Source organism: Singulisphaera chitinilytica, from assembly GCF_049331405.1.
GTDB lineage: Bacteria > Planctomycetota > Planctomycetia > Isosphaerales > Isosphaeraceae > PoT.
Map to the genome: position 1 here is coordinate 7,178,006 of NZ_CP186274.1, position 25,209 is coordinate 7,203,214.

The window sequence follows — 25,209 nt, forward strand, 5'->3', positions numbered from 1 at the left end:
ATCCGTCACAATCCGCGTACGCTAACTTGCTTGAGGGATTCTTCCCGCGCTGGCACCAGGCGACATCACTGTTACTCGGTCACCGGCCGGTTCAAAGGAATAGTCTCCCTCCCACCTCAACCTTGGATGAGGGCGCCATGGATCGACGCATCCTTGTGGTGGATGACAGCGAGCTGGTTTGTCAGCAACTTTCGCAACTCCTGGCCACACCAGATCGCCGCATCAAAGTCGCACGCGACGGAACGTCCGCACTCGAATGTTTAGTTGAGAGCAAGTTTTCCCTCGTCCTGACCGACCTCTGGCTCCCCGGGATCAACGGCCTCGACCTGATCCGCGAGATCCGCCAGCGTGACCTCCCGGTCACGGCGATCGTGATGACGGGCAACGCCTCCATCGACTCCGCCGTCTCGGCGATGAAGCTCGGGGCCTACGACTACCTGCTCAAGCCCATCGACTCGATGCGCCTGAACGTGCTCGTGGAGCAGGCCCTCGAGGATCGTCGCCTCCTCGACGAGGTCGAGTCCCTGCGGCAGAGCCTCCAGCAGCGGTACGCCTATTACAACATGGTCGGGACGAGCCCCAGGATGCGCGAGGTCTTCTCGCAGGTCTCCCGGGTCGCCTCCTCGAGGTGTACCGTCCTGATCACCGGCGAGACGGGCACGGGCAAGGAGCTGATCGCCCAGGCGCTCCACTTCTCCGACGCCACCCGCCACGGGCCGCTCGTCGCGGTGAACTGCGCCGCGCTCCCTGAACCTTTGCTCGAGAGCGAGTTCTTCGGGCACGAGCGAGGGGCTTTCACCGGAGCCGACCGGCAGAAGAAAGGGCGATTCGAGCAGGCGAAGGGGGGCACCCTGCTGCTCGACGAGATCGGCGAACTGCCGGTCGGCATGCAGGCCAAGCTCCTCCGGGTGCTCCAGGACGGCACGTTCGAGCGCGTCGGGGGCTCCGAGGTCATCCAGGCGGATTGCCGGATCCTCGCCGCCACCAACGTGAACCTCGCCGAGGCCGTGGCCGCGGGCAAGTTCCGCGAGGATCTGTACTATCGGCTCAACGTCGTCGCGATCGAGTCGCCGCCGCTCCGGGATCGGGTCGACGACATCCCGCTCCTCGTGGATCACTTCATCAAGCGGCTGCAGGAACGGCGATTGCCGTCGAAGGCGGTCGCCCGTGAGACCCTCTCGAGGCTCGCCTGCTACGACTGGCCAGGGAATGTCCGCGAGCTCGAGCACGTCATCGAGCAAACGCTTGTAACAACCCCCGGCCCCGTCATCGAGCCGGAGAACCTGCCGCCCCAGGTCGTCTCGACTCGCGAGGAGCCGTTCAGCCTCGATTTCGACCTCCATCGGCCTCTCCAGTCGATCACGGACGAGCTGACCGAGCGCGTCGAACGGGCCTACCTCCAGCGTGTCCTCGAACGCTTCCGCGGTCGTATCGATCGCTGTGCCGAGCATTGTGGGCTCTCCCGCCGGAGCATCAGCGAGAAGCTCCGTCGTTACAGCATCGACAAGGCCGACTTCAAGGCGAAGGCCTCGCATCGCAAGGAAATGGCCCTGGGCGAGGCCGTCTGAACGATCGGAGACGCACCAACTAGGGGCGAGGCCGGGTGACAATTCACTCGGCCTCGCCCTAGTTCTTTTCGAAACGTTGATGTGTCCGAAGGGCTACGGGGGAGCGTTGCCCTTCGGCATCCTGAAAATCTGCGATCAGAAGGCGTCGGACGAGATCACCTCGCCGAAGTTCTTCGTCGCCATGGCCCGCCAGGGGATGGGGTTGATGCTGCTCTTGAGGAACTTGACCGAGCCGTCGCCGAAGAGGAAGTTGGCGCCGCCGGGGTGCTGGCTCCAGTAGTCCTCGACATGGGCCTCGGGCTGGTTGATGGTGCGGGTGCCGTCCTCAAGCCCCGCCGGGCCGAGCACCTGGGTCCAGCATTCCTCGGGGGACGGGTTGAACTTGTCTGTCCCCCCTTCGACGGTTGACGTCTTGCCGAGCCAGCCGTCGATGGAGCGGGCCGTCCAGGTGACGTAACTCAGGTTGTGGCTCCGCTCGCCGATGGCGATCGTGTTGCTCGTCCCGTCGGTGATCGACGCGATGGTCGTCCGGCTGTTGCGGGAGAAGATACCCGCGGCGGTTCCGATCGACCCCTGGTTCGGCTGGTTCGTCGAGCCCGAGTTGGCGCAGACCTCGCCGATCCCATACATGCCGACATAATTACCTCGGGCCACCGTGTCGTCGATGGCATTGCCGCTGAACGAGCCGGGATTGTTCGGGTCGGGCGGGTCCTTGAAGACCGGGATGAGCGAAGGCCCGGAGTCCGACGGGCAGAGGTAGGCCGAGATCGAGGTCTGGCTGCACGTCTGGTTCGCCGCGAAGGCGACGGACAGGCTGAAGTTGATCGAGTTGTAGAGCGGCTGCTGATCCATCTGGGAGAGGATCATGCTGCCCCAGGCCCAGCCCGAGCCGCGGTCGATCGACGTCTGATTCTCCGAATCCTGGTCGCATGGATCCGGGACGTTCGGCAGAAATGAGCTGACGTAACCCGGCGGGAAGACGTCATTGGAACTGTGATAATTGTGGAGCGCGACGCCCATCTGCTTGAGATTATTGACGCACTGGGCGCGTCGGGCCGCCTCGCGGGCTGCCTGCACGGCGGGCAATAACAGCGCGATCAAGATCGCAATAATCGCAATCACGACAAGGAGTTCGATCAGCGTGAATCCACCCTGGGATTCGCGCCGGACGCGGCGAAACACCATCCCAACCTCCAACCTCGCCTCGGAGCCGCCCGCGGTCTGCGCAGGACGTCTCAGGGCGTGGATAAAGCCACCTCGATTTGAGCCACTCGGGAACGTCTAGGTTGGGGGGGAATGCGCAGCGTGAAGTGCGTGGCACGATCGCCTACGGACTTCGATCAGACGTTCGAGTGGTGTGGAGGTGCGCGGCCGGTCGGCCGCTGGAGGCGAAGGAGCGAAACAGGCAAATTTACCTGTTCCGCCAGGGTTTCTACGCGAGTCAGCCGGAATGAGGGGGAACCGATCAGCCAGTAGTGATGATCGGCCCGGAACTGGCAGGCGAGGCAGTGGTCCTGGACATCGGTCAGGTCGGGCGACCAGTGACCGGAGATGTGCGGCCGAGGGTCGGCGCAGCCGGCTTCGTGCTTTGCAGAGCGTTCCGACTCACTTGCGTGGTCGTGGACGCCGATTGCCAGGGTGCTGGCCAGGAGATATGCCAGCGCTAAGCACGACCGCCAACCTCTCACCGATATCCTCGCTCAGGACGCCTGCGTCCCTCATTCGTCACGAGTGCCATGAACTCGGCTGAAAACGACGTCGATCATCTTGTGATGAATGATTCTCGGATGTCAAGCCGCGAATAATCGCGAACGCCCCAGGCATCTCCCATTCTCCTGGAACTTCACGGACCTCCCGCGAAACTTGGGCGCCTACGGTGGTGTTTCATTCCTCGGCAAGGACGAAAGGGGCCGGCGGATGCTATGAAGGATCACCGTCTACAAACGTTTACTGACGCATAGGATTTTGGATTTTTCGATACTTCATGTCGCGTCATCGGTTAGACTTTATAGTGAGCCGACGGATGATGGCTCCTCGACCATTGCCCCCCCCAACTCTGCCCGGTATCCCGAAAGTCGGTTCCATTCGTTCAGCCCATGACGCAATTCTGCCCCTTCGGGGAGGAGGGAACGATGGCTCGAAACACGCTTATCTTGGCGGTGGCCGTCCTGGTCGCGACCACCTTGGCGTCGGGCACCGCCGAGGCCCGAGGCTATGGCCGTTATGGTGGAGTCGCGAATACGCCGTTTGGAACCATCAACATGAATTCGCCTGAGTGGCGAGCATCCGGCGGCAACATGTTCATGTACCAGCAGCTCATGGAAGAGAAGATGATGCTGCAAGAGCAACAGATGATGATGAAGCAGCAACAGCAGTACATGCAGATGATGCAGAAGCAGGCGAAACAGCAGAAGAATCAGCCCAAGTCCCAGGATACGTCCCCATTCAATAACGTGACGAGCCTGACATCGACCAAGAAGAAGAAGGGCCGCAAGCCGACGAAGAAGCCTGCCATGTCGAGCACCGAGGCGAAGAAGCCGGTACCGAACGACTCGAAGGAAAAACCGGCTGCCGTCGCCGATTCATCCAAGCCGAAAGCCGACGCGAAGTAGTCCGGCCACTCCGCCGTTATCCACGGACGCGGTTGTGAAGGACCAGATCGTGGGGCGATTACTTGCCTAACAAAGTCTCGGCGGACTTCATCTGATCGGCCACGAAAAACGCCATCGACCTCCCGTTTAGGGAGGCCGATGGCGCTTGGTTTTCAAATCAGATCAACCAGGCGGGGCGAACCTTACGCCGTGGCCGGAGTGAAGGTGAACTCCGACCCATCCCACCCGACTTCGACGACCGTACCGGGCTTGGCCGGCTCGCGAAGGAGGGCGGTCGCCATCGGATTGGCGATCCGCTGCTGGAGGATTCGCTTCAGCGGACGGGCCCCGTACGCAGGGTCGAACCCCTCGTCGGCGAGCTGCCGCTTGGCGTCGTCGGTGACCTTGATCGTGACCCCGGCCTCGGCGAGCTGGGCCTGGAGCCGACGAAGCTGAATGTCGACGATCTTGGTTAGCTCCTTCAGGCCGAGCGGGTGGAAGATCGTCGTCTCGTCGATCCGGTTCAGGAACTCGGGCAAGAATTCCGCCTTCAGGACGTCCATGACGGCGCGTCGGATCCGGTCCTCGTCACCGGACTCGGCAAGTCGGGCGATCTCCTGGCTGCCGAGGTTCGACGTCATGATGATCACGGTGTTGCGGAAGTCGACCGTCCTCCCCTGCCCGTCCGTGAGCCGACCATCGTCGAGCACCTGGAGAAGGACGTTGAAGACGTCGCGGTGCGCCTTCTCGACCTCGTCGAGGAGGACGACCGAGTAGGGGCGCCGCCGGACGGCCTCGGTGAGACGGCCGCCTTCCTCGTAACCGACGTAGCCCGGAGGGGCCCCGATCAGGCGGGCGACGTTGTGCCGCTCGCCGAACTCGCTCATGTCGATCCGGATCATGGCCGCTTCGCTGTCGAAGAGGAACTCGGCGAGGGCCTTCGCCAGCTCCGTCTTGCCGACGCCGGTAGGGCCGAGGAACAGGAACGAGCCGATCGGCCGGTTCGGATCCTGGAGCCCCGCTCGGCTGCGGCGGACCGCGTCCGAGACGGCCTTCACGGCGGCGTCCTGGTTGACCATCCTCAGGTGGATCTGATCCTCGAGGTTGATCAGCTTGTCGCGTTCCGTGGTGAGCATCTTGGCGACCGGGATCCCCGTCCACTGGCTGACGACCTCGGCGATCTCCTCGGAGTCGACCTCCTTCTTGAGGAGCCGCTTGCCGTCCTTCGGCTGGGATTCGCCGATGGCCTCGGACTGGGCGATCTTCTGCTCCAGCGTCTTCCGCTCGGCATCCAGGGCCGCGAGAGACTGGAACTGCTTCTCGTGCGGCGGCTCGCCCCGCTGCTGCATGTGGCGGATCTCGTCCCAGGTCCGGTTGTATTCCACCTGGACCGCGGCGAGTCGCTCGCGAACCTTCTGGATGTCCCCGAGCCCCGACTTCTCGAGCTCCCACTGACCGCGGAGATCCTGCAATTCTTTCTCGACGTTCGAGATCTCTTCGAGGACTTCCGCGAGGCGTTCGCGGGCATGCTCCTCGTCCTCGGCGGACAGCATCCGCTGGGCGAGCTGGAGCTGGAGCAACCTACGCTGGAGGACGTCGATCTCGGTCGGGACCGACTGCAATTCCATCGCCAGTCGGCTCGAGGCCTCGTCGACGAGGTCGATGGCCTTGTCGGGCAGGAACCGATCGGTGATGTAACGCGAGGCGAGCTTGGCCGCGGAAACGAGGGCCGAGTCGCGGATCTTCACCTTGTGATGGACCTCGTACCGCTCCTTGAGCCCTCGCAGGATCGCGACGGTGTCTTCCACCGTCGGCTCGCCCACGAAGACCGGCTGGAACCGCCGCTCGAGTGCGGGGTCCTTCTCGATGTTCTCGCGATACTCGTCCAGGGTCGTCGCACCGATGCAGCGCAGCTCGCCGCGAGCGAGCGCCGGCTTCAGGAGGTTGGCCGCATCCATCGACCCTTCGGCCTTGCCCGCCCCGACGACGAGGTGGAGCTCGTCGATGAACAGGATGATGCGTCCTTCCGACTGCGTGACGTCCTTGAGGACCGCCTTGAGCCGCTCCTCGAACTCGCCACGGAACTTGGTCCCGGCGACGAGCGATCCCATGTCGAGCGCGATGACTTTGCGGTTCTGGAGGCTCTCGGGCACGTCGCCCGAGACGATCCGCTGGGCGAGACCCTCGACGATGGCCGTCTTGCCGACGCCCGGCTCGCCGATCAGGACCGGGTTGTTCTTCGTCCGACGGCTCAAGACCTGGACGACGCGACGGATCTCGGAATCGCGGCCGATGACCGGGTCCATCTTCCCTTGACGCGCGATCGCGACGAGGTCGCGTCCGTACTTCTCGAGCGCCTGATACTTGTCGTCCGGATTCTGGTCGACGACGCGCTGGCCCCCGCGGACCTTCTGAAGGGCCTGGAGGATCTCTTTCTCATTCACGCCGACGGCCGCCAGCACGTCCTGGGCACGGCTCTTGACCTTGGTCAGGGCGAGCAAGAGGTGCTCGACGGAGACGTATTGATCCTTCATCCGTTCGGCATCGGCCTGGGCCGTGTCGAAGACGCGGTTGAGGTCAGGGCCGAGGGTCGTCTCGCCGCCGGTCACCTTGGGGAGCGAATTGAGCCCTTCCTCCGCGGCGCGGAGGACCTGGGCCGGGTTCACACCGAGCTGCGAGAGGAGCGCACGCACGACGCTCTGGTCCGGGTCGAGCAGCGCCGCGAGCAGATGCATGGGCTCGAGTCGCTGGTGGCTCCTGTCTCGCGCGAGTTCCTGGGCGTGCTGGACGGCTTCCTGGCTCTTCAGAGTCAGTTGGTCGAATTTGAATGCCATATGTTCACCTCGAGGCGATCGAAAACGCCTGGTGGAGAATCGAAATTCCGATTTGAGTAAGTGATGGTATCACTACGAAGTCGGCTGCTCGTTTGTTCGCCGATTCAGATGTGTCGTAGTGAATTTCACTCATGGGAGGCCGCGAGGCCGCCGCGCGCGTTCCGGGGTCCTGGCCGGTTCCGCGAAGGCTTGTGGAACCGGCGCTCGGCGCAAAGGAACGACCGGGGCGCCCTTGAATGTCGGAAGCACGACCCGGTCGAAAACCCATGATTGGGCCTCGGTTCGAATTCTAGGCGAGGTCGAGTGGTTGCCCGACCCCGGGGAGCCGAAGACGCGGCCTCAGAAGAAGGGGGCCTCGGGCCATTCCGCGTAGTCGCGAGCGGTCTGGAAGGCCTTGAACCAGAAGGTGACGTCGCCGACGGTGGCCTCGCCGCGTTCCACGTATGTATCCCACCAGCCGTCTGACGGGCGCAGGAGGTTGCCGAAATCGCTCCGAGCCTTGGGCTTCTGGATGATCAGGGCGCTCAAGTCGGGCTTCTGGTTCTCCAGGCAGGCGGCCTGGAGGGGCTTCAGGAGCTTGGTGGCGATGGTCCGCGGGGTCTCCTTGACGCCGACTTCCTTGCAACGTTGGCAGAAGTCGTCGTAGGAGATCCAGACGGCCGGCCGGCGCTCCCGAGCTGCCAGCGAGAGATCACGGGCCAAAGACACCAGGATCGGGTACACCGCCCTTGCGTCGTCGAGAGACATAACGTCGGCTCCTGCAGGTCAAGATGTCGCCCTCGGCGACCTCTTGGAGGCAACGGCCCGGATTCGCTCGGTGCCTTCGGGGGTTAATCATCATAGAACGAAGGGGAGCGGACCGAGGTCCGCTCCCCCTCCGGGACGCAATGACTTACTTCTTCTCTTCGAACTCGACGTCGATGACGTCGTCGGCCTTGCCGCCGGCCTGACCGCCGTTGGGCGACTCCGGCCCGGCCGAAGGCCCGCCGGCCGCACCCGGGCCCGCCGCGTTGGCGGCGTAGAGGTGCTCAGCCATGGCCTGGCTCGCCCGCTGCAAGTCCTCGATCGCCTGGTTGATCGCGGCGGGGTCATCCCCCTTCTTGGCCTCATTCACCCGGTCGATCGCGGCCTTGACGGCGGTCTTGTCCGACTCGTTCAGCTTGTCCTTGTTCTCGTCCATCAGCTTCTCGAGCTGGTAGACGCGCTGATCGGCGTTGTTGCGGGCCTCGGCCAGCTCTCGCTTGCGCTTGTCTTCGGCGGCGTGAGAGTCGGCGTCGCGCTGCATCCGCTCGATGTCGTCCTTGGAGAGGCCTCCGGAGGACTCGATCTTGATCGTCTGCTCCTTGCCGGTCCCCTTGTCGCGGGCCGTGACGTTGAGGATCCCGTTGGCGTCGATGTTGAAGGCGACTTCGATCTGCGGCGTACCCATCCGCGCCGGGGGAATCCCCTCGAGGTTGAACTCGCCGAGCAGCCGGTTGTCGGTGGCCATCGGTCGTTCGCCCTGGTACACCTTGATGGTGACCGCGGTCTGGTTGTCGTCGGCCGTCGTGAAGGTCTCCTTCTTCTCCGTCGGGATCGTCGTGTTGCGCTCGACGAGCTTGGTGAAGACGCCCCCCTTGGTCTCGAGGCCCAGCGACAGCGGCGTGACGTCGAGGAGCAGCAGGTCCTTGACCTCGCCGGTCAGGACCGCACCCTGGATCGCGGCGCCGACGGCGACGACCTCGTCGGGGTTCACGCCCTTGTGGGGCTCCTTGCCGAAGATCTCCTTGACGATCTGCTGGACCCGCGGCATGCGGGTCGAGCCGCCGACGAGGACAACCTCATCGATCTCCGAGGCCTTCAGCTTGGCGTCTTCGAGGGCCTTGATCACCGGGGCCTTGCAGCGGTCGAAGAGGCTGTCGGTCAGCCGCTCGAACTGGCTGCGGGTGATCGACATCGTGAGGTGCTTCGGGCCGTTCTGGTCCGCCGTGATGAACGGCAGGTTGATGTCGGCCTGAGACTGGAACGACAGGTCCTTCTTGGCCTTCTCGGCGGCTTCCTTGAGGCGCTGGAGGGCCATCTGATCCTTGATCAGGTCGACCCCCTGCTCCTTCTTGAACTCGCCGGCGATGTACTTGATGAGCGCCTCATCCCAGTCGTCGCCACCGAGGTGGGTGTCGCCGTTGGTCGAGAGCACTTCGACGACGTCGTCGCCGACATCCAGGATCGAGATGTCGAACGTGCCGCCGCCGAGGTCGAAGACGGCGATCTTTTCGTTCTTCTTCTTATCGAGCCCATAGGCGAGGGCGGCGGCGGTCGGCTCGTTGATGATACGAGCGACCTCGAGGCCGGCCACCTGTCCGGCGTCCTTCGTCGCCTGGCGCTGGCTGTCGTTGAAGTAGGCGGGGACCGTGATGACCGCCTTGCGGACCTTGTGTCCCAGGTAGCTCTCGGCCGCTTCCTTCAGCTTGCGGAGCACCAGGGCCGAGATCTCTGGCGGAGTATAGTCCTTCCCGCCGACGCGGACCTTGACGAAGTCGCTCGACCCGCCGACGACCTCGTAGGGGACCATCTTCTCTTCGCCGCGGACCTCGTCGTGACGACGGCCCATGAAGCGCTTGATGGAGTAGACCGTTCCGGTCGGGTTGGTCACGGCCTGGCGCTTGGCCGGCTCGCCGACGAGCGTCTCACCCTTGACGGTGAAGGCCACCACCGATGGGGTGATCCGACTCCCTTCCTGATTGGCGATGACCGTGACATCGCCACCTTCCATGACCGCGACCACGCTATTCGTCGTCCCGAGGTCAATACCGATGATCTTTTCACCTTCAGCCACGATCAATCTCCTTTCCCAGGTTGAGCGTTGGCGAGGTTGCGGGCCGCGGGACCCACCGGACTCTATGCGATCGTTTACAACGCGGGGAGCGACCGAAGCTCAACATTAAGCTGAATCCTTCGGATGCACCACAACTTTCCCGTCCTCGCTTCACGAAGTTTCTTCAGTGATGCAAGGGCGGTGCCATCGTCGTAATTTGACCGCAGAGTCTAACCTTAGTGACGTGTGGTCCAGTACTTGGGTGAAATCGCAATTCGCACTTCGGTCGAACGTTATCGGGATCTGCTGTCAAAATGACAGAGCCCGGCGCAGGCCCACGGACCTGGCTGCCCTTTTGGCAGACGCCAGCGTCTCCCGGGCAGAACGACGGTCCATTGGGAGCAAGAAGCCGAGTCTACCGCAAATGTGAGCGGAGTGGAACAACCGGGGACCTTCAGCTCACATGGGAATTCGCTTGACAGTCTGTCTGACTTTTTGTATCCACTTAGCAGAGATGATGTTACGCACAGAATTACCGGAACTTGAACCGGTCTCTTGCCCCGAGAGGACCGATGCCTCGTAAGCCGTCTTCCGACCCGAACGACGTCTCCAACAAATCCAGCCCGAGCCCGAAACGATCACCGACGCTGGCGAGCCTCCGGTCTGAGATCGACCGCATCGACAAGGAACTCGTCCAGATCCTCAACCGTCGGGCGGAAGTCTCGCTCCAGATCGGCCAGGTCAAGCAGAAGCAAGGACTCCAGGTCTGGTCGGCCGTCCGCGAGGAAGAGGTCATCAAGAAGGTCCTCGCCGCGAGCAAAGGGCCCCTGCCCGAGGACAGCCTGCGGATCATCTATCGCGAGCTCATGAGCAGCTCGCGGTCGCTCCAGCAGAGCATCAGGGTCGCTTATCTCGGCCCGCAATACAGCTACAGCCACCTCGCCTCGGTCGCTAAGTTTGGCGAGTCGGTCGAGCATGATCCCGTCGGCTCCATCGCCGCCGTCTTCGAGGCGGTGAACCGCCGCCACGTCCAGTTCGGCCTCGTGCCGCTCGAGAACTCCACCGACGGACGGATCGCGGATACCCTGGAGATGTTCGTCCGCCTGCCCGGCCTCAAGATTCGGGCCGAGGTCCGGCTCAGGGTCCACCACTGCTTGCTCGGTAAGGGGGACTGGAGCCAGATCGAGCGCGTCTACTCCAAGGCCCAGGCCCTCTCGCAGTGCCGGCACTGGATCGGCAAGAACCTCCCCGACGCCCAGGTCATCGACGTCGTCTCGACGGCCAGGGCAGCCGAGCTGGCAGCCGCCGAGCCGCATTCCGCCGCCGTCGCCAGCCGTTCCGCGGGCGAGGCCCACGGCCTGAGGGTCCTCGCGGCCAACATCGAGGATCAGCTGCACAACATCACCCGGTTCGCCGTGATCTCCGAGCGCTCCGAGGAACGCTCGGGGGACGACAAGACGACCCTACTGCTCCGCCTCTCGAACCGGCCGGGCTCCTTGCCCGAGGCGATCGCCCCGTTCGGCAAGAACGGCGTCAACATGACCTGGATCGAGTCGTTCCCGACCACGATCAATTCCAACGACCGGGATCCCTCGTACCTCTTCTTCCTCGACATCGAGGGTCACGTCGAGGACGAGCCGGTCAAGAAAACGATCGAGGCCGTCCGCAAGAAGTGCGAGCGACTCGAGATCCTCGGCTCCTACCCCCGAGGGGGCTGCTTCGATAGCTGATCGAGGCCGACGCGGTCGATACCAATGAGAAGACCCGGACGAGTATTCGCCCGGGTCTTCGCGTTTTCAGGGTCCGCGTCCGGGAGTGGCCAGGATCAGTGCGACGGGAATCCGTGGGGATCCGACTCAGGCTTGGTCGGACCCTCGATCTCGGTCTCTTCGACCAGAGCCGGCCGGCCGCGTGACAGGACGTCGTTGAACCACTGGATCACGCTGTAGAAGACAGGCGTCAGGAAGATGCCGAAGAGGGTCACGCCGAGCATCCCGCTGAACACCGCCGTGCCGAGCGTCCTGCGCATTTCGGCACCGGCACCGACCGCCAGCACGAGCGGCACCACGCCGAGGATGAACGCGAACGAGGTCATCATGATCGGCCGGAGTCGGAGTTGGCAGGCTTCGAGGGTCGCCTGACGACGCGGGACCCCTTCCTCGCGGCGGGCCTTGGCGAACTCGACGATCAGGATCGCATTCTTGCACGCCAGGCCGACGAGCACGATGAAGCCGACCTGCGTGAAGATGTTGATATCCATCTTCGCGTACAGCACGCCCGCGATCGAGCAGAGCAAGCACATCGGCACGACGAGGATGACCGAGAACGGCAAGGACCAGCTCTCATACTGCGCGGCGAGCACCAGGAAGACGAGGATGACCGCCAGCAGGAAGACGAGCATGGCCGTGCTCCCCGTCTGGAGCTGGAGTAAGGCGAGCTCGGTCCACTCCGACCGCATCGACGGCCCGAGCTCTCCCTGGGCGATGTCCTGCATCTTCGCGATCGCCTGGCCCGAGCTAACCCCGGGCGCCGGGTTCCCGTTGATCGCGGCCGACTGATACATGTTGTACCGCATGATCAGCACGGGGCCGCTCACGTCCCGGACTCCCGCGACGGCACCGAGCGGGACCATGCCGCCCCCTCGCTCGTTGCGGATCTTCAACTGCTTCAGGTCCTCGATCTGCTTCCGGAAGTTCGCGTCGCCCTGGATGTTGACCTGCCAGGTGCGGCCGAATCGGTTGAAGTCATTCACGTAGAGCGAGCCGAGATAGACCTGCAAGGTGTTGAAGACTTCATTCATCGCCAGCCCCATGGTCTTCACCTTCTGGCGATCGATATCCAGGAAGAGCCAGGGTGAATTGGCGCGGAAGCTGGTGAAGAGGTCTTTCAACAATGTGTCGTTGTTCCCCTGCGCGACGACCTTCTCGCTGGTCGACTGGAGTTCCTCGAAGCCCAGGTCGCCGCGGTCCTCGATCACGATCTTGAAGCCGCCGGCCGTGCCGAGACCCTCGACCGGTGGGGCCCCGAAGACGTTGACCAGGCCGTCCTCGATCTCCACTTGCATCGTCTCCTGAAGCCTGGCGGCGATGTGCTCTCCTGAGAGCTCCGGCTTGGCCCGATGGTGGAAGTCGTCGAGCATCACGTACATGGCGCCGAAGTTCGGGGCGTTGGCATTCAGCAGGATCGACTGGCCGGCGATGGCGACGGTGTGCCTGACGCCGGGGATCTTGATCGCCAGGGCCTCGATCTTTTGCATCACCTTCTGGGTGTGCTCCACCGAGGTCGCGTCGGGGAGCTGCACGTTGACGAGCAAGTACCCCTTGTCCTGCGACGGGATGAAGCCCGACGGCGTGTGCGTGAAGCCCTCGTACGTGAGGTATAGCAGGCCACCGTAGACGAACAGAACGATCACGCTCAGCCGCAGCAGGATCCCGACGATGCCGGTGTAGATGTTCGTCGCGAAGTTGAAGGCCGAGTTGAAGATCTTGAAGAACCCGACCAGCAGGCGATCAATCGGCCAGCCGATGATCCAGCCGCCGACGGCCCCGAGGGCCAGGCCGAGGAGCCTCGCATTCATCGGGATCTGGGTAACGATGGCCCCGGCGTGTTCGGCGGGGACCGTCGCCGCCATCGCGAGCTTGGGGGCCAGCAATGGTGCGAGGAACTGCCAGCCGAGCCAGGCGCCGGCCAGGGCATACGCCGGCCGGGGCAAGGCCGTCTGCTTGCCCGCCGTCCTCGGCCTGAGCAGGAGCGCGGCGAGCGCCGGGCTGAGCGTCAGCGAATTGAACGCCGAGATCAGGGTGGATGTGGCGATCGTTAATGCGAATTGTCTGAAGAACTGGCCTATGATCCCGCTGATGAAGGCACAGGGGACGAACACCGCGGTGAGGACCAGGCCGATGGCGATGACCGGCCCGGACACCTCATCCATGGCCTTGGCTGTCGCATCTCTTGGCGACATCCCGTGTTCGATATGGTGTTCCACGGCCTCCACGACGACGATGGCGTCGTCGACCACGATGCCGATGGCGAGCACCAACCCGAAGAGCGTCAGATTATTGAGGCTGAAGCCGAACGCGGCCATGGCGGCGAACGTGCCGACGATGGCCACGGGGACGGCGATCAGTGGGATGACGGCCGAGCGCCAGTTCTGGAGGAAGAGGAGCACCACGACCGCGACGAGGATGACCGCGTCGCGAAGGGTGTTGAAAACCTCATCCACCGACTCGGTGATGAACGGCGTCGTGTCGTAGACGATCGCGTATTCGAGCCCTTCCGGAAACCGGGCCCGAAGCTCGTCCATCTTGGCCCGCACCAGGCGGGCGGTCTCGAGGGCGTTCGATCCCGGCCGCTGGTAGATCGAGAGGGCGACCGACGGCTGACCGTCCAGGGTACACGTCTGGTCGTACGCCTGGGCGCCGAGCTCGATGCGGGCGACGTCGCGGAGGCGGACGACCCGGCCGTCGCTATCCGTCTTGAGGATCATATCCGCGAACTGGTCGGCGTCGGCGAGTCGGCCGAGGGTACTCATCGTGTACTGGAAGACCTGCCCCGTCGGAACTGGAGGCTGGCCGATCTGCCCGGCCGCGACCTGGGCGTTCTGCTGCGTGATGGCCGAGACGACGTCGTTGGCCGTCAGGTTACGGAAGGCCATCTTCCCCGGATCGAGCCAGACACGCATGCTGTAGTCGCGCTGGCCCATGTACGTGATGTCGCCGACGCCCGGCAGGCGGGCGAGCTCGTCGCGGAGCTGGATCGTCGCGTAATTACTCAAGTAGAGGTTGTCGCGACTCTTGTCCGGCGAGAACAGGTTGACGATCATCAGGATGCTTGGCGACTTCTTCTTGACCGTCACGCCGCGCCTCTTGACGAGGTCGGGCAGGATCGGCTCCGCCAGAGAGACCCGGTTCTGCACGAGCACCTGGGCCATGTTCAGGTCGACGCCCAGGCGGAAGGTGATCGTCAGCGTGTAGTTGCCGTCGTTGGTGCATTGCGACGACATGTAGAGCATGTTCTCGACGCCGTTGACCTGCTGCTCGATCGGAGCGGCGACCGTGTCGGCGACGACCTTCGCATTGGCACCCGGATAGAAGGCCGAGACCTCGACGGTCGGGGGTGTGATCTCGGGATACTGGGCGATCGGCAGCGTCCAGACGGCGATGCCGCCGGCGAGCGTGACCACGATCGACAGGACCGAGGCGAAGATCGGACGGTCGATGAAGAAGCGCGAGAACATACTTGGGTATTACCTCTTCTTCGCGGAATCGCCCGGGGTAGTGTTGTGGACGCCATTCGCCGCGGGTTGGCCGGCGTGGTTGCCCAGGGGGAGTTTATGGAGGCCATTCTTCATCGACGCGTCTCCCGACTCGCCGTTCGCGGCGGTCCCGACGACCTCTTCCGAGGTGTCGTGACCATTCGCCCCATTCTTCCCGTTTGCATGGGCGGGGGCGGGCTCGTTGTGACTCGCGCCTTCGGTGTGGATGACTTCGGGCTCGAGGGTCGCGGGCTCGGTCACGGTCGGGAGCGACGGAATCGCGGGCAACGGGGTCGTCACGGTCACCTTCTGACCGCGCCTGAGGATGCGGCGGCCGACGCGCCTCACGAATCGGAGAGCGAAGATGTCGAGCGTGACGGCCCCGATCCCCCGCATCAGCGGTGAGGACATGAATTTGGTCTCGCCGAGCCAGTCGATCACGAAGAAGAAGACGGGCGTCAGGAAGATGCCGAACACCGTCACGCCGAGCATGCCGCTGAACACCGTCGTGCCCAGGATGCGCCTCATCTCGGCACCGGCACCGTGGGTGATCATGAGCGGGACGACGCCGAGGATGAACGCGAGCGAGGTCATCACGATCGGGCGGAGCCGCAGCCGGCAGGCCTCGAGGGTCGCCTGCCTCCGCGTGCTCCCCGACTCTCGGTTCGCCTTGGCGAACTCGACGATGAGGATCGCGTTTTTGCTCGCCAGGCCGACCAGCACGACGAAGCCGATCTGCGTGAAGATGTTGATATCCGTCCCCGAGATGTTCACCCCGGTCACGGCACTCAGGAGGCACATCGGCACGACGAGGATGACGGCCAGTGGCAACGACCAGCTCTCATACTGGGCGGCCAGCACGAGGAAGACCATAACCACCGCGAAGCCGAAGACGACCATGGCGGTATTCCCGGCCTGCAATTCGAGGAAGGCGAGCTCGGTCCACTCGGTCGACATCGACGGCAGCAGTTCCTTCTTCGCCAGGCCTTCCATGATGTTGATTGCCTGGCCCGAGCTGACGCCAGGCGCGGCGTTGCCGTTGATCGACGCGGCCGGATACATGTTGTAACGCGTCAAAATCAGCGGCCCATTCACTTCCCGGACACTCGCCAAGGTCCCGAGCGGGACCATGTCTCCTAGGGCATTGCGGACCTTGAGCCGGTGGACGTCCTCGAGCTTGTTTCGATACTTCGACTCGGCCTGGACGACCACCTGCCAGGTGCGGCCGAACAGGTTGAAGTCATTGACGTAGAGCGAGCCGAGGTATACCTGCAATGTCGAGAAGAGGTCCTGGAGCCGGACCTGCTTCGTCATGCAGGCGGTCCGATCCACGTCGACATAAAGTTGGGGAACGTTGGCCCGGAAGACGGCGAAGTTGCCCATCAAGGTCGGCTGCTGGTTCCCCTTCTCGACCAGATTCTCGGTCTGCCCCTGCAGGAGGTTGGCCCCCTGGTCGCCCCGATCCTCGACCATGATCCGGTACCCGCCGGCACGTCCGACGCCTCGGACGGGGGGAGGCCCGAACACCGTGACCTGCGCGTCGTAGATCTGCGCCCCAAACTTCTTGCGGAGCGTGTTCGCGATGGCCTCGCCGTATTTCTCGGGCTCGAGCCGCTTGGCGAACGGGTCGAGGATGACGAACATCGAGCCGAAGTTGGAGCCGAAGGCACTCAGCAGCAACGACTGCCCCGCCATGCTCTGGGTGTGCGCCACGCCCGGCAGGTCGAGTGCGATCTTCTCGATCTGCGCCATGACCTTGCTCGTCCGCTCGGCCGAGGCCGAGTCGGGGAGCTGCACGTTGACGAGGAGGTATCCCATGTCCTGTGACGGGATGAATCCCCTCGGCGTGTGCGAGAACTCGCGATAGGTCAGGAACATCAGGCCGCCGTACCCGATGAGTACGAACAACGACCCGCGGAGCAGGAGCGAGATCGTCCGCGTGTAAGCGGTCGTCGCGAATCCGAAGACCTTGTTGAACAGGCCGAAGAAGATCACGAGCACGCGGTCGATCAGCTTGCTGATGAGCCAGCCGGCGATCAGCCCCAGGACGATCGCCAGGCTTTCGAGGAACCTCGGGTGATTCAGGACGTTCGTCAACGATTGGTTCGCACCCTGATGGAGCGGCAGCCGCTTCACCAGCGGGGCAAGCTTTGGCAACAGGTATTGCCAAGAGATCAAAGCCCCGGCGACCGCGTACGCGACCCGAGGCAGCGCCGTCGCATCCTTCCCCTGCCCCCGCGGCCTGAGCAAGAGTGCGGCCAGTGCCGGGCTGAGGGTCAAGGAGTTGAAGGCCGAGATCAGGGTCGAGATCGCGATCGTCAAGGCGAATTGTCGGAAGAACTGTCCGACGATCCCGGTGATGAAAGCACAGGGCACGAAGACGGCCGTCAGCACGAGGCCGATGGCGATAACTGGGCCCGAGACTTCGTCCATCGCCCGTATCGTCGCGAGCCTCGGCGATAAGCCGTGCTCGATGTGATGCTCGACGGCCTCGACCACCACGATGGCGTCGTCGACCACGATGCCGATCGCAAGCACCAGGCCGAAGAGCGTCAGGTTATTGATGCTGAAGCCGAAGACCGCGAGCGCGGCGAAGGTGCCGACGATGGCCACCGGCACGGCGATCAGCGGGATGATGGCCGACCGCCAGTTCTGGAGGAAGAGGAGCACGACCACCGCGACGAGGATGATCGCCTCTTGCAGGGTCTTGAAGACCTCCTGGATCGACTCGCGGATGAACGGCGTCGTGTCGTAGCGAATTTGATAGGTGACGCCGTCGGGGAACCCCTGCTTCAGCTCCTCCATCTTGGCCCGGACGAGGTCGGCCGTGTCGAGCGCGTTGGCGTCGGGGAGCTGGAAGATCGCCATGCTCACGGTCGGGCTGCCGTCGAGCCGACTACTGATGTCCTGGTTCTTGGCGCCCAGCTCGACCTTGGCGACGTCCTTGATCTTGGTCACACGGCCGTCGGGGGTCGACTTGACGATGATGTTCTCGAACTGCTCGACGGTGACGAGCCGCCCCAGCGTGCTCAATGGCACCTGGATCTGCTGCCCCTGGGGGATCGGCTCCTGGCCGATCTGCCCCGTGGCCACCTGCAGGTTCTGCTCGCGGATCGCCATGACGACGTCGCTCGCGGCCATGTTGCGCGACGAGAGCTGCTCGGGATCGACCCAGATCCGCATGCTGTAGTCGCGCTGGCCGAGCATGGTGACGTCGCTGATGCCCGGGAGGCGGGCCAGCTCGTCCTTGACGCGGAGTGCGGCGTAGTTGCTGAGATAGAGCTGATCGTAGCGGCCGGAGGGCGAGTTGATGCCGATGGCGAGCAGGATGTCGGGCGACCTCTTGCGCGTCGTCACGCCCGTCTGTTTGAGGACCTCCGGCAGATTCGGGATCGCGAGGCTGACCCGGTTCTGCACGAGGACCTGGGCCATGTTCAGGTCGACGCCGTGCTTGAAGGTGACGGTCAGGTTGTACGACCCGTCATTCGTGCACTGCGAGGACATGTAGAGCATGTTCTCAACGCCGTTGACCTGCTGCTCGATCGGCGTCGCCACGGTCTCAGAAACCACCTGGGCGCTGGCGCCCGGATAGTTGCAATCGACCTGGACCGTGGGGGGGGAGATTTGCGGATACTGCGCGATCGGCAGCGAGAAGATCGCCACCCCCCCCGCCAGCGTGATGACGATCGAGAGGACGGAGGCGAAGATCGGCCGATCGATAAAGAAACGCGAGATCAAGGCCGTTTCTCCCGGAGATCGGCGGGTCGGGGCGAGCGTTGGAGCCGGCCCCACCGCCTCGAGATCGTTGCGGACGCGAGGACCCGCCGAGCTACCTTGCGAGCCGGCCCCGTCGCGACCGAGTCGCACGAGGCCTGGTTTCTCGATCCGGTTCGACCGCGCCACGCACCACAGAGACTCAGCGACGCCCGGCGAGGCCCCGTCCTGATGGAATCCTTGATTGGCTCATTTTCTCAAATAAGAGTCATTGCCGGTTCGGATTCGAGCCGGGGATTTCGCGTGTCGATGCGTGATTGCCTTGGGGCATCACGCATGAGGTTATGAACCGACGAACGGCAATTTATCCCAGGGGATGGACGGCCTTGGCGCTCGGCTCGCCGGCCCTGTCTGCCCCCGGCTTCCCGGCGACGCCCGAACCCTTCTTCTTGGGCTCTTCCTTCGGGGCGCCGTCCTTCTTGGATTCGCCCCCCTTGGCGGAGTCGGTGCCCTTGTCCTTCGCGGCCTCGGCCGGCTTGGGCTCGACCTTCGCGCCGGGCTTGACGCGCTGGAGGCCGCTGACGATCACCTTCTCGCCCCGCTTGAGGCCGTCCTCGATGACCCGCAGTCCCTCGTTGAGCGGGCCGACCTTGACCGGCCGATACACGACCTCGTTCTTGTCGTTAACCACGTAGAGGAACTTACGTCCCTGGTCGGTTCCGAGCGACTGCTCGGCGATCATGAGGGCGTAGTGCGGTGTCCCGATCGGCACGCGCACTCGCATGAAGAGCCCGGGGGAGAGAACGCGAGGGACGTGGTTGTCGATGCTGCCGCGGACGCGAAGGGTGCCCGTGCTGGCGTCGACGCGGTTGTCGCTGAAGTTGATGGTCCCCTCATGCGGGAACCCTTCCTCGTCGGAGAGTGCGGCCTGGATCGGAACCACCGCGCCCGACTCGCGCGACTGGATCTTGCCCTCGCGGATCAGGCGGCGGAACCGGAGCATGGTCCGCTCGTCGATGTCGAAGTAGACATACATGGGGTCGAGCGAGACGATCGTCGTGAGGGCGGTCGAGTCGGCCTGCACGAGGTTGCCCGGGTCGACCAGGCGGCGGCTAATCCGGCCGCTGATCGGGGCGGTCACCTTGGTGTAGCCGACGTTGAGCTTGGCGAGGTCGCGATTCGCCTTGGCGATGCCGACCGACGCGTTCCCTTCGGCGAAGTCGCTCGAGATCCGCTCGAATTCCTCGCGGCTGATCGCGCCTCGGTTGAAGAGGAGGTTGGCACGCCGGTTATCGGCTTCCAGGCGCTTCACCCGTGCCTCGGCCTGGAGGACGGTCGCCTCGGCCCGATCCAGTTCCGCCTGATAGATCCGCGGATCAATCTCGAAGAGGAGATCGCCTTCCTTCACCTCGGCACCGTCCTTGAAGTTCACCTTCTCGAGGTAGCCGGTCACGCGAGCACGAACTTCGACCGAGAAGACCGCGTCGGTGCGCCCGGTGAAGTCCTCGAACTCCGTGATCTCATCGGTCACGGGAGTGCTGACAAGCACGACGGGAGGTTTGGTCGGTGCTATCTTCGGCGGTTCCTGGGTGCAACCCGAGGAAACGAAGTAGCTTACGGCGAAAATCAAGAATGCGTGATGGGATCGCATCGATATCGCTCTCGCCTTCGACAAGATTGGCAGCCTAAAGGAAGGGCTGGGAACGGTATGGCCCCGCGTCGTTGCCGCCGTGCCGGCTGGGCGCCTTGCGGATTCAGCGGCCATCCCGCAGGCCTCTTCGGAATGGCTCGTCCGTCCGGAGAGTTCAAAACTTAGGATGATCGATCCGACTCCCCAGGCTCCGGAGGACCAACTGCAACGTACGTCCGGAGCGCAAACCCAAGCTCCGGGAACCGTTGGCGGCTCCGCCCGGGGGGGATGACGGATGTCTCTTCTGCGTGCACGCTCAAGCATCAGGGCATGATTCGAGTGTGGCATCGCCTGGGCGAGTCACACAAAAATTCTAGCACGGCCTCATAACGGGGCAATTCCTGCCCGAACTGAGATCGGTGGAAATTGTTGTCCATTAAAGAGTTGCGATGTCCTAAAAATTATCGATAAAATGCGGCTTCTTTGTACCAATCACCCAGCTTATCGCGATGAGGGAGCGGATGCATGGCCTTTCAAGGATGTTTGTCGCTCGATTGTGATTCCCTGATCGAGGTGCCCAGAGGTTGGCAGGCTTGTTCCTGGAGCCAGCCCTCCTTGGTTTTCCTCGGTTTAGGCGCAGGGTATGAGCCTGTCAGAGCCTGCGGTACGGAACTTGAAAGGCCGGCGGGATCCATCTTCCCCTGCAACCTTGGTATCGTTAAACTGTTACGTTCACCACTGGAGTAGAGCCGGTCGGCAGCCCCTTACCAACGGGAAGTGCCCGGCCGATGCTGGTCGGGAGAGTCTTGAGGACGACGATGATCATCGTTTTGAAGCCAAACCCCACGCCCGAAGTGGTCAAGCACGTCCTCGAACGCATCGAGGAGATGGGTTTTACGCCACACTTGAGCGAGGGCGTGTCGAGGACGATCATCGGCGTGATCGGCGACGAGGAGAAGCTACGGGCCGAGCCGCTCCAGGCCATCGCCGGGGTCGAGCAGGTCGTCCAGATCCTCAAGCCGTACAAATTGGCGAGCCGCGAGTTCCACGCGGAGCCGTCCGTCTTCGACATCAAGGGGATCAAGGTCGGCGGCGGCCACCTGATGATGATCGCCGGCCCCTGTGCGATCGAGAGCGAGCCCCTGCTCGTCGAGATCGCCGAGGCCGTCCGCAACGCCGGGGCCAACGTCCTCCGCGGCGGAGCCTTCAAGCCCCGCACGTCCCCCTACAGCTTCCAGGGGCTCGGCGAAGACGGGCTCAAGATGCTCAGGGCCACCGGCGACCGCTTCGGCATGCCGATCGTCACCGAGGTGATGGATCCCAGGCAGGTCGACCTCGTCGAGCGCTACACCGACATCTTCCAGGTCGGTGCCCGCAACATGCAGAACTTCGACCTGCTCAAGGAGCTGGGCAAGACGAGGACCCCGGTCCTCCTGAAGCGCGGCATGAGTGCTTCGGTCAAAGACTTGCTCATGTCGGCGGAATACGTCCTGGCCGAGGGCAACCGCCAGGTCATCCTCTGCGAGCGAGGCGTCCGCACCTTCGAGGAGTCGACGCGGAACACGCTCGACCTGTCGATCGTGCCCAACGTCCAGGGGCTCAGCCACCTGCCGATCATCGTGGATCCGAGCCACGCCACGGGTCGGCCCGACCTGATCCCGGCCATGGCCCGGGCGTCGGTCGCCGCCGGCTGCGACGGCGTCCATATCGAGGTCCACTCCTGCCCGGAGAAGGCCCTCTCCGACGGCCCCCAGGCCCTCCGCCCGCCCCAATACACGAAACTGGTCGAGGAGCTGCGGCAACTCGCCGAGGTCCTCGGGAAGACGATCGACGCTTGTGAGGGAGTGACCGTTTGATGCGTCCTCTGTTCATCGCCGGCAACTGGAAGATGAATCCGTCGACCTCCGAGGCCGCCGTGGCCCTGGCGGAGGCGGTCAAGGCAGGCGTCGGCACCTCCGCCGAGGTCCGAGTGGCGGTCTGCCCCCCGTCGGTCTTCCTGCACCATGTGGACGCGGTCCTCTCGGGCTCGCCGATCGGCCTCGGCGCCCAGAACATGCACTGGAAGCCCGATGGTGCCTACACCGGCGAGCTCTCCGGCGCGATGCTCCAGGACATCGGCTGCACGCATGTCATCCTCGGGCACAGCGAGCGGCGTCACGGCCTCCACGAGACCGACGCCCAGATCAACGCCAAGCTGCACGCGGCCATCGGCATCGGCCTGATCCCGATCGTCTGCATCGGCGAGACCCTGGAAGAACGGCAGGCCGACCAGACCAACGACGTGGTCGCCGGCCAGATGACCGGCTCCCTCGCCGGGCTCTCCCCCGAGCAGATGGCGGGCGTCGTCCTCGCCTATGAGCCCGTCTGGGCCATCGGCACCGGCCTCACCGCCACCCCCTCCCAGGCCCAGGCGGTCCACGAGTTCATCCGAGACTGGCTCACCAGCAAGTTCGGCGAAGCGACCGCGCAGCGAGTCGTCGTCCAATATGGTGGGAGCGTCAAGCCGGACAACGCCGCGGAACTCCTCGGCGCACCCGACATCGACGGAGCCCTGGTGGGTGGCGCGAGCCTCAAGGCCGCCGACTTCCTCGGCATCGTGCAGGCGGCGCGGGACGTGACCGCCAAAGGGAAGCCCTGATCCGACGAGGTCCCGCCTCGCCCCCTCGGCTCGCACGCATCGAGGGCCGGCGAGGCGATTTTCGACCTCTTTCATGAACACTCTAGCAAGGACTCTACCGTGGGCATCCTAACCGGTATCTTGAACGCCTTGGCCGTCCTGGCGTCGGTCTTCCTGATCTGCCTGATCCTGATCCAGCGCGGTAAAGGTGGCGGGCTCGCCGGTGCGTTCGGCGGCATGGGTGGCTCGAGCGCCTTCGGGACCAAGGCGGGCGACGTCTTCACCAAGGTCACGATGTGCGTCGCCGCCTTCTGGATTGTCCTGAGCATGTTGATGGTCATCCTGGCCAACCGAGGCGGCGACTCGGCCTGGGGCAACGACCCGACCCCCGCCGCCAGCTCCAAGGTGAGCCGCGACTCGTCCGCCCCGGGCTCCAAGGCGACCAAGGGCCTCGACTCCGGCCCGGCGGGACTCCCCCTGCCCAAGTCGACCTTGCCCGCTCCCGCATCCGCCCCTGCCGATGCCCCGGCGATCCCCGCCGCCAAGTAATTTCGAGCCGCTCCGACCGGAGTCGGACGCCGACGATCGTTTCGCCTGCCGCGATTGTTTGACCACCTTGGTTTCCGCAACGAGGTCGCCGTGCTCCTGAGTATGACCGGATTTGGAGAGGCACGGCACCAGGACGAGCGATGGTCCGTCACCGTCGAAGTGCGGACGGTCAACAACCGGCATCTCAAGCTCAGTGCCAAGATCAGCGACCCTTACGGTCCCCTTGAACCCGAGCTTGAGCGGCTGGTCCGTGAAATCGTCCGACGAGGTACGGTGCAGGTCTCGCTCCGGGTCGAACGGCCTCGACGCGCGGAAGACTATCGCCTCAACACCGTCGCGCTGGCGAGCTATCGGGATCAGTTGACGAGCCTGCAAGGGGATGGTTCCGAGGCGATCCAACTCGGCTCGCTCCTCGTCCTCCCGGGCGTGGTTGAGGAACGCAAGCCTCCGACTGACGACCCTCACGGTGACTGGCCGGTCCTCGCCCGGGTCGTGACCGAGGCCCTCCGCAAGCTGCAAACCGTCCGGGCTGAAGAAGGCCGGATCATGGCGGACGAACTGCTCCAGCTCGGGGCATCCGTCTCCAGCCATCTCGGCAACATCGCCGAACGCGGGCCCCATGTCGTCCTCGCCTATCAGAAGCGACTCATCGAGCGTGTGCAGTCGCTGGTCGAGGGCCAGGGGGTCACGATCGAGCCCAAGGACCTGATCCGGGAAGTGGCCATCCTCGCCGAGCGGGCGGACATCTCCGAGGAGATCGTCCGGCTCCGGGCCCATCTCACGCAGTATGTCGAGGTGATCAACGAGCCGGAAAGCGCCGGCCGTAAGCTCGAGTTCGTGGTACAAGAGATGGGACGCGAGGTCAACACGATCGGTTCGAAGGCGAACGACGTGGAGATCAGCCGCTCCGTGGTCGAGATCAAGGGCCTCCTCGAAAAGATCCGTGAATTGATCCAGAACGTCGAGTGATGGGCCTGTCACTCGCGGTTTGAAGAGCTGTTTGAAATCATTGATTTTGGACGACCTCGACGCGCCGGATGGACGCGGCGGGGTCATCTTTGGGAAACGCGATGGACGATTGGTCGATCTTGCCGGGCCGCCTCATTGTCGTCTCGGGGCCTTCGGGATCCGGGAAGAGTACCCTGGTCCGCCTCGCCCTCGAGCGGCCCGAAGTCCGTGCGCGGTTGTCGGTCTCGGCCACGACCCGCGCCATGCGTCCCGGCGAACATGAGGGGCGGGAATACTACTTCCTCTCGCGCGAGTCGTTCGAGACCCAGCGCGACCTCGGGCACTTCCTCGAGAGCGCCGAGGTCCACGGCAACTTCTACGGCACCCCTGCCGGCCCGGTCCGCTCGGCCCTGGCCGAGGGGCAGTGCGTGATGCTCGAGATCGACGTCCAGGGTGCGCTCCTCGTCCGAGAGAAAGTCCCCTCCGCAGTCCTCATCTTCGTTCAAGTCCCGAGCCTCGAAGAGCTGGAGGCCCGCCTCAGGGCGCGTAAGACCGACTCCGAGGCTACGATCGCCCGCCGACTGACCAACGCCCGCTGGGAACTCGACCAGGCCGGGCTCTACGACCACCAACTAATGAATCGCGAACTCGACCAGGCCGTCGATGACCTGGTGTCCCACTTGATCCGACATGGCTGTGGAGGTTGATGC

Annotated in this window: 16 protein-coding genes; 8 read left to right on the forward strand and 8 right to left on the reverse strand. The window is 64.0% G+C overall.

Translation table 11 applies throughout. From position 1 onward, the window contains the following. The first annotated feature begins 137 nt into the window (after nucleotides 1–137). A complete protein-coding gene (locus ACOYYX_RS28070) occupies nucleotides 138–1,568 on the forward strand; it encodes a sigma-54-dependent transcriptional regulator (RefSeq protein ID WP_422925874.1) in 1,431 nt (476 codons plus the stop codon). Nucleotides 1,569–1,703: 135 nt separating this feature from the next. Here the strand turns inward: ACOYYX_RS28070 and ACOYYX_RS28075 are convergent, their stop codons facing one another. Both ACOYYX_RS28075 and ACOYYX_RS28080 read right to left on the reverse strand, forming a co-directional pair. Then, complete coding sequence (locus ACOYYX_RS28075) at nucleotides 1,704–2,753, reverse strand: DUF1559 domain-containing protein (protein ID WP_422925876.1); 1,050 nt, start codon at nucleotides 2,751–2,753, stop codon at nucleotides 1,704–1,706. Nucleotides 2,754–2,908: 155 nt separating this feature from the next. Next, the gene (locus ACOYYX_RS28080) at nucleotides 2,909–3,256 is read right to left on the reverse strand and encodes a hypothetical protein (protein ID WP_422925878.1); all 348 of its coding nucleotides are present in this window, start codon (nucleotides 3,254–3,256) and stop codon (nucleotides 2,909–2,911) included. Nucleotides 3,257–3,700: 444 nt separating this feature from the next. Between ACOYYX_RS28080 and ACOYYX_RS28085 the strand changes: the two genes are divergently transcribed. Next, complete coding sequence (locus ACOYYX_RS28085) at nucleotides 3,701–4,180, forward strand: hypothetical protein (RefSeq protein ID WP_422925880.1); 480 nt, start codon at nucleotides 3,701–3,703, stop codon at nucleotides 4,178–4,180. A 182-nt stretch (nucleotides 4,181–4,362) separates the two neighbouring features. Here the strand turns inward: ACOYYX_RS28085 and clpB are convergent, their stop codons facing one another. From clpB to dnaK, 3 genes are all read right to left on the reverse strand, one after another. Continuing rightward, nucleotides 4,363–6,993, reverse strand: a complete 2,631-nt coding sequence (gene clpB / locus ACOYYX_RS28090) for an ATP-dependent chaperone ClpB (RefSeq protein WP_422925882.1) — start codon at nucleotides 6,991–6,993, stop codon at nucleotides 4,363–4,365. A gap of 339 nt (nucleotides 6,994–7,332) precedes the next feature. Continuing rightward, a complete protein-coding gene (locus ACOYYX_RS28095; protein ID WP_422925884.1) occupies nucleotides 7,333–7,740 on the reverse strand; it encodes a hypothetical protein in 408 nt (135 codons plus the stop codon). A 145-nt stretch (nucleotides 7,741–7,885) separates the two neighbouring features. Next, on the reverse strand, nucleotides 7,886–9,808 hold the full coding sequence (gene dnaK, locus ACOYYX_RS28100) for a molecular chaperone DnaK (protein WP_422925886.1): 1,923 nt from the start codon (nucleotides 9,806–9,808) through the stop codon (nucleotides 7,886–7,888). A 551-nt stretch (nucleotides 9,809–10,359) separates the two neighbouring features. Here dnaK and pheA point away from each other — a divergent pair. Beyond that, nucleotides 10,360–11,517 carry a prephenate dehydratase gene (gene pheA, locus ACOYYX_RS28105; protein WP_422925888.1) on the forward strand — a complete coding sequence of 386 codons (1,158 nt, stop codon included), beginning with the start codon at nucleotides 10,360–10,362 and terminating at the stop codon, nucleotides 11,515–11,517. A gap of 95 nt (nucleotides 11,518–11,612) precedes the next feature. Here the strand turns inward: pheA and ACOYYX_RS28110 are convergent, their stop codons facing one another. The 3 genes from ACOYYX_RS28110 to ACOYYX_RS28120 form a co-directional block, all read right to left on the reverse strand. Further along, nucleotides 11,613–15,023, reverse strand: coding sequence for an efflux RND transporter permease subunit (locus tag ACOYYX_RS28110; protein ID WP_422925890.1), 3,411 nt, complete (start codon nucleotides 15,021–15,023; stop codon nucleotides 11,613–11,615). 9 nt (nucleotides 15,024–15,032) lie between these two features. Then, nucleotides 15,033–18,779: an efflux RND transporter permease subunit gene (locus ACOYYX_RS28115; protein WP_422925892.1), complete on the reverse strand. Its 3,747-nt coding sequence runs from the start codon at nucleotides 18,777–18,779 to the stop codon at nucleotides 15,033–15,035. 340 nt (nucleotides 18,780–19,119) lie between these two features. Further along, on the reverse strand, nucleotides 19,120–20,406 hold the full coding sequence (locus tag ACOYYX_RS28120) for an efflux RND transporter periplasmic adaptor subunit (RefSeq protein WP_422925894.1): 1,287 nt from the start codon (nucleotides 20,404–20,406) through the stop codon (nucleotides 19,120–19,122). A 797-nt stretch (nucleotides 20,407–21,203) separates the two neighbouring features. Between ACOYYX_RS28120 and aroF the strand changes: the two genes are divergently transcribed. From aroF to gmk, 5 genes are all read left to right on the forward strand, one after another. Next, a complete protein-coding gene (gene aroF, locus ACOYYX_RS28125) occupies nucleotides 21,204–22,241 on the forward strand; it encodes a 3-deoxy-7-phosphoheptulonate synthase (protein WP_422925896.1) in 1,038 nt (345 codons plus the stop codon). Beyond that, on the forward strand, nucleotides 22,241–23,023 hold the full coding sequence (gene tpiA / locus ACOYYX_RS28130; protein ID WP_422925898.1) for a triose-phosphate isomerase: 783 nt from the start codon (nucleotides 22,241–22,243) through the stop codon (nucleotides 23,021–23,023). Before aroF ends, tpiA begins: the two co-directional genes overlap by 1 nt. Before the next feature lie 99 nt (nucleotides 23,024–23,122). Continuing rightward, nucleotides 23,123–23,551: a preprotein translocase subunit SecG gene (secG, locus tag ACOYYX_RS28135; RefSeq protein ID WP_422925900.1), complete on the forward strand. Its 429-nt coding sequence runs from the start codon at nucleotides 23,123–23,125 to the stop codon at nucleotides 23,549–23,551. 90 nt (nucleotides 23,552–23,641) lie between these two features. Further along, on the forward strand, nucleotides 23,642–24,520 hold the full coding sequence (locus ACOYYX_RS28140) for a YicC/YloC family endoribonuclease (RefSeq protein WP_422925902.1): 879 nt from the start codon (nucleotides 23,642–23,644) through the stop codon (nucleotides 24,518–24,520). A gap of 101 nt (nucleotides 24,521–24,621) precedes the next feature. Then, nucleotides 24,622–25,206 (forward strand): guanylate kinase, encoded by a 585-nt coding sequence (gmk, locus tag ACOYYX_RS28145; RefSeq protein WP_422925904.1) that lies wholly within the window; start codon nucleotides 24,622–24,624, stop codon nucleotides 25,204–25,206. Nucleotides 25,207–25,209: the final 3 nt, after the last annotated feature.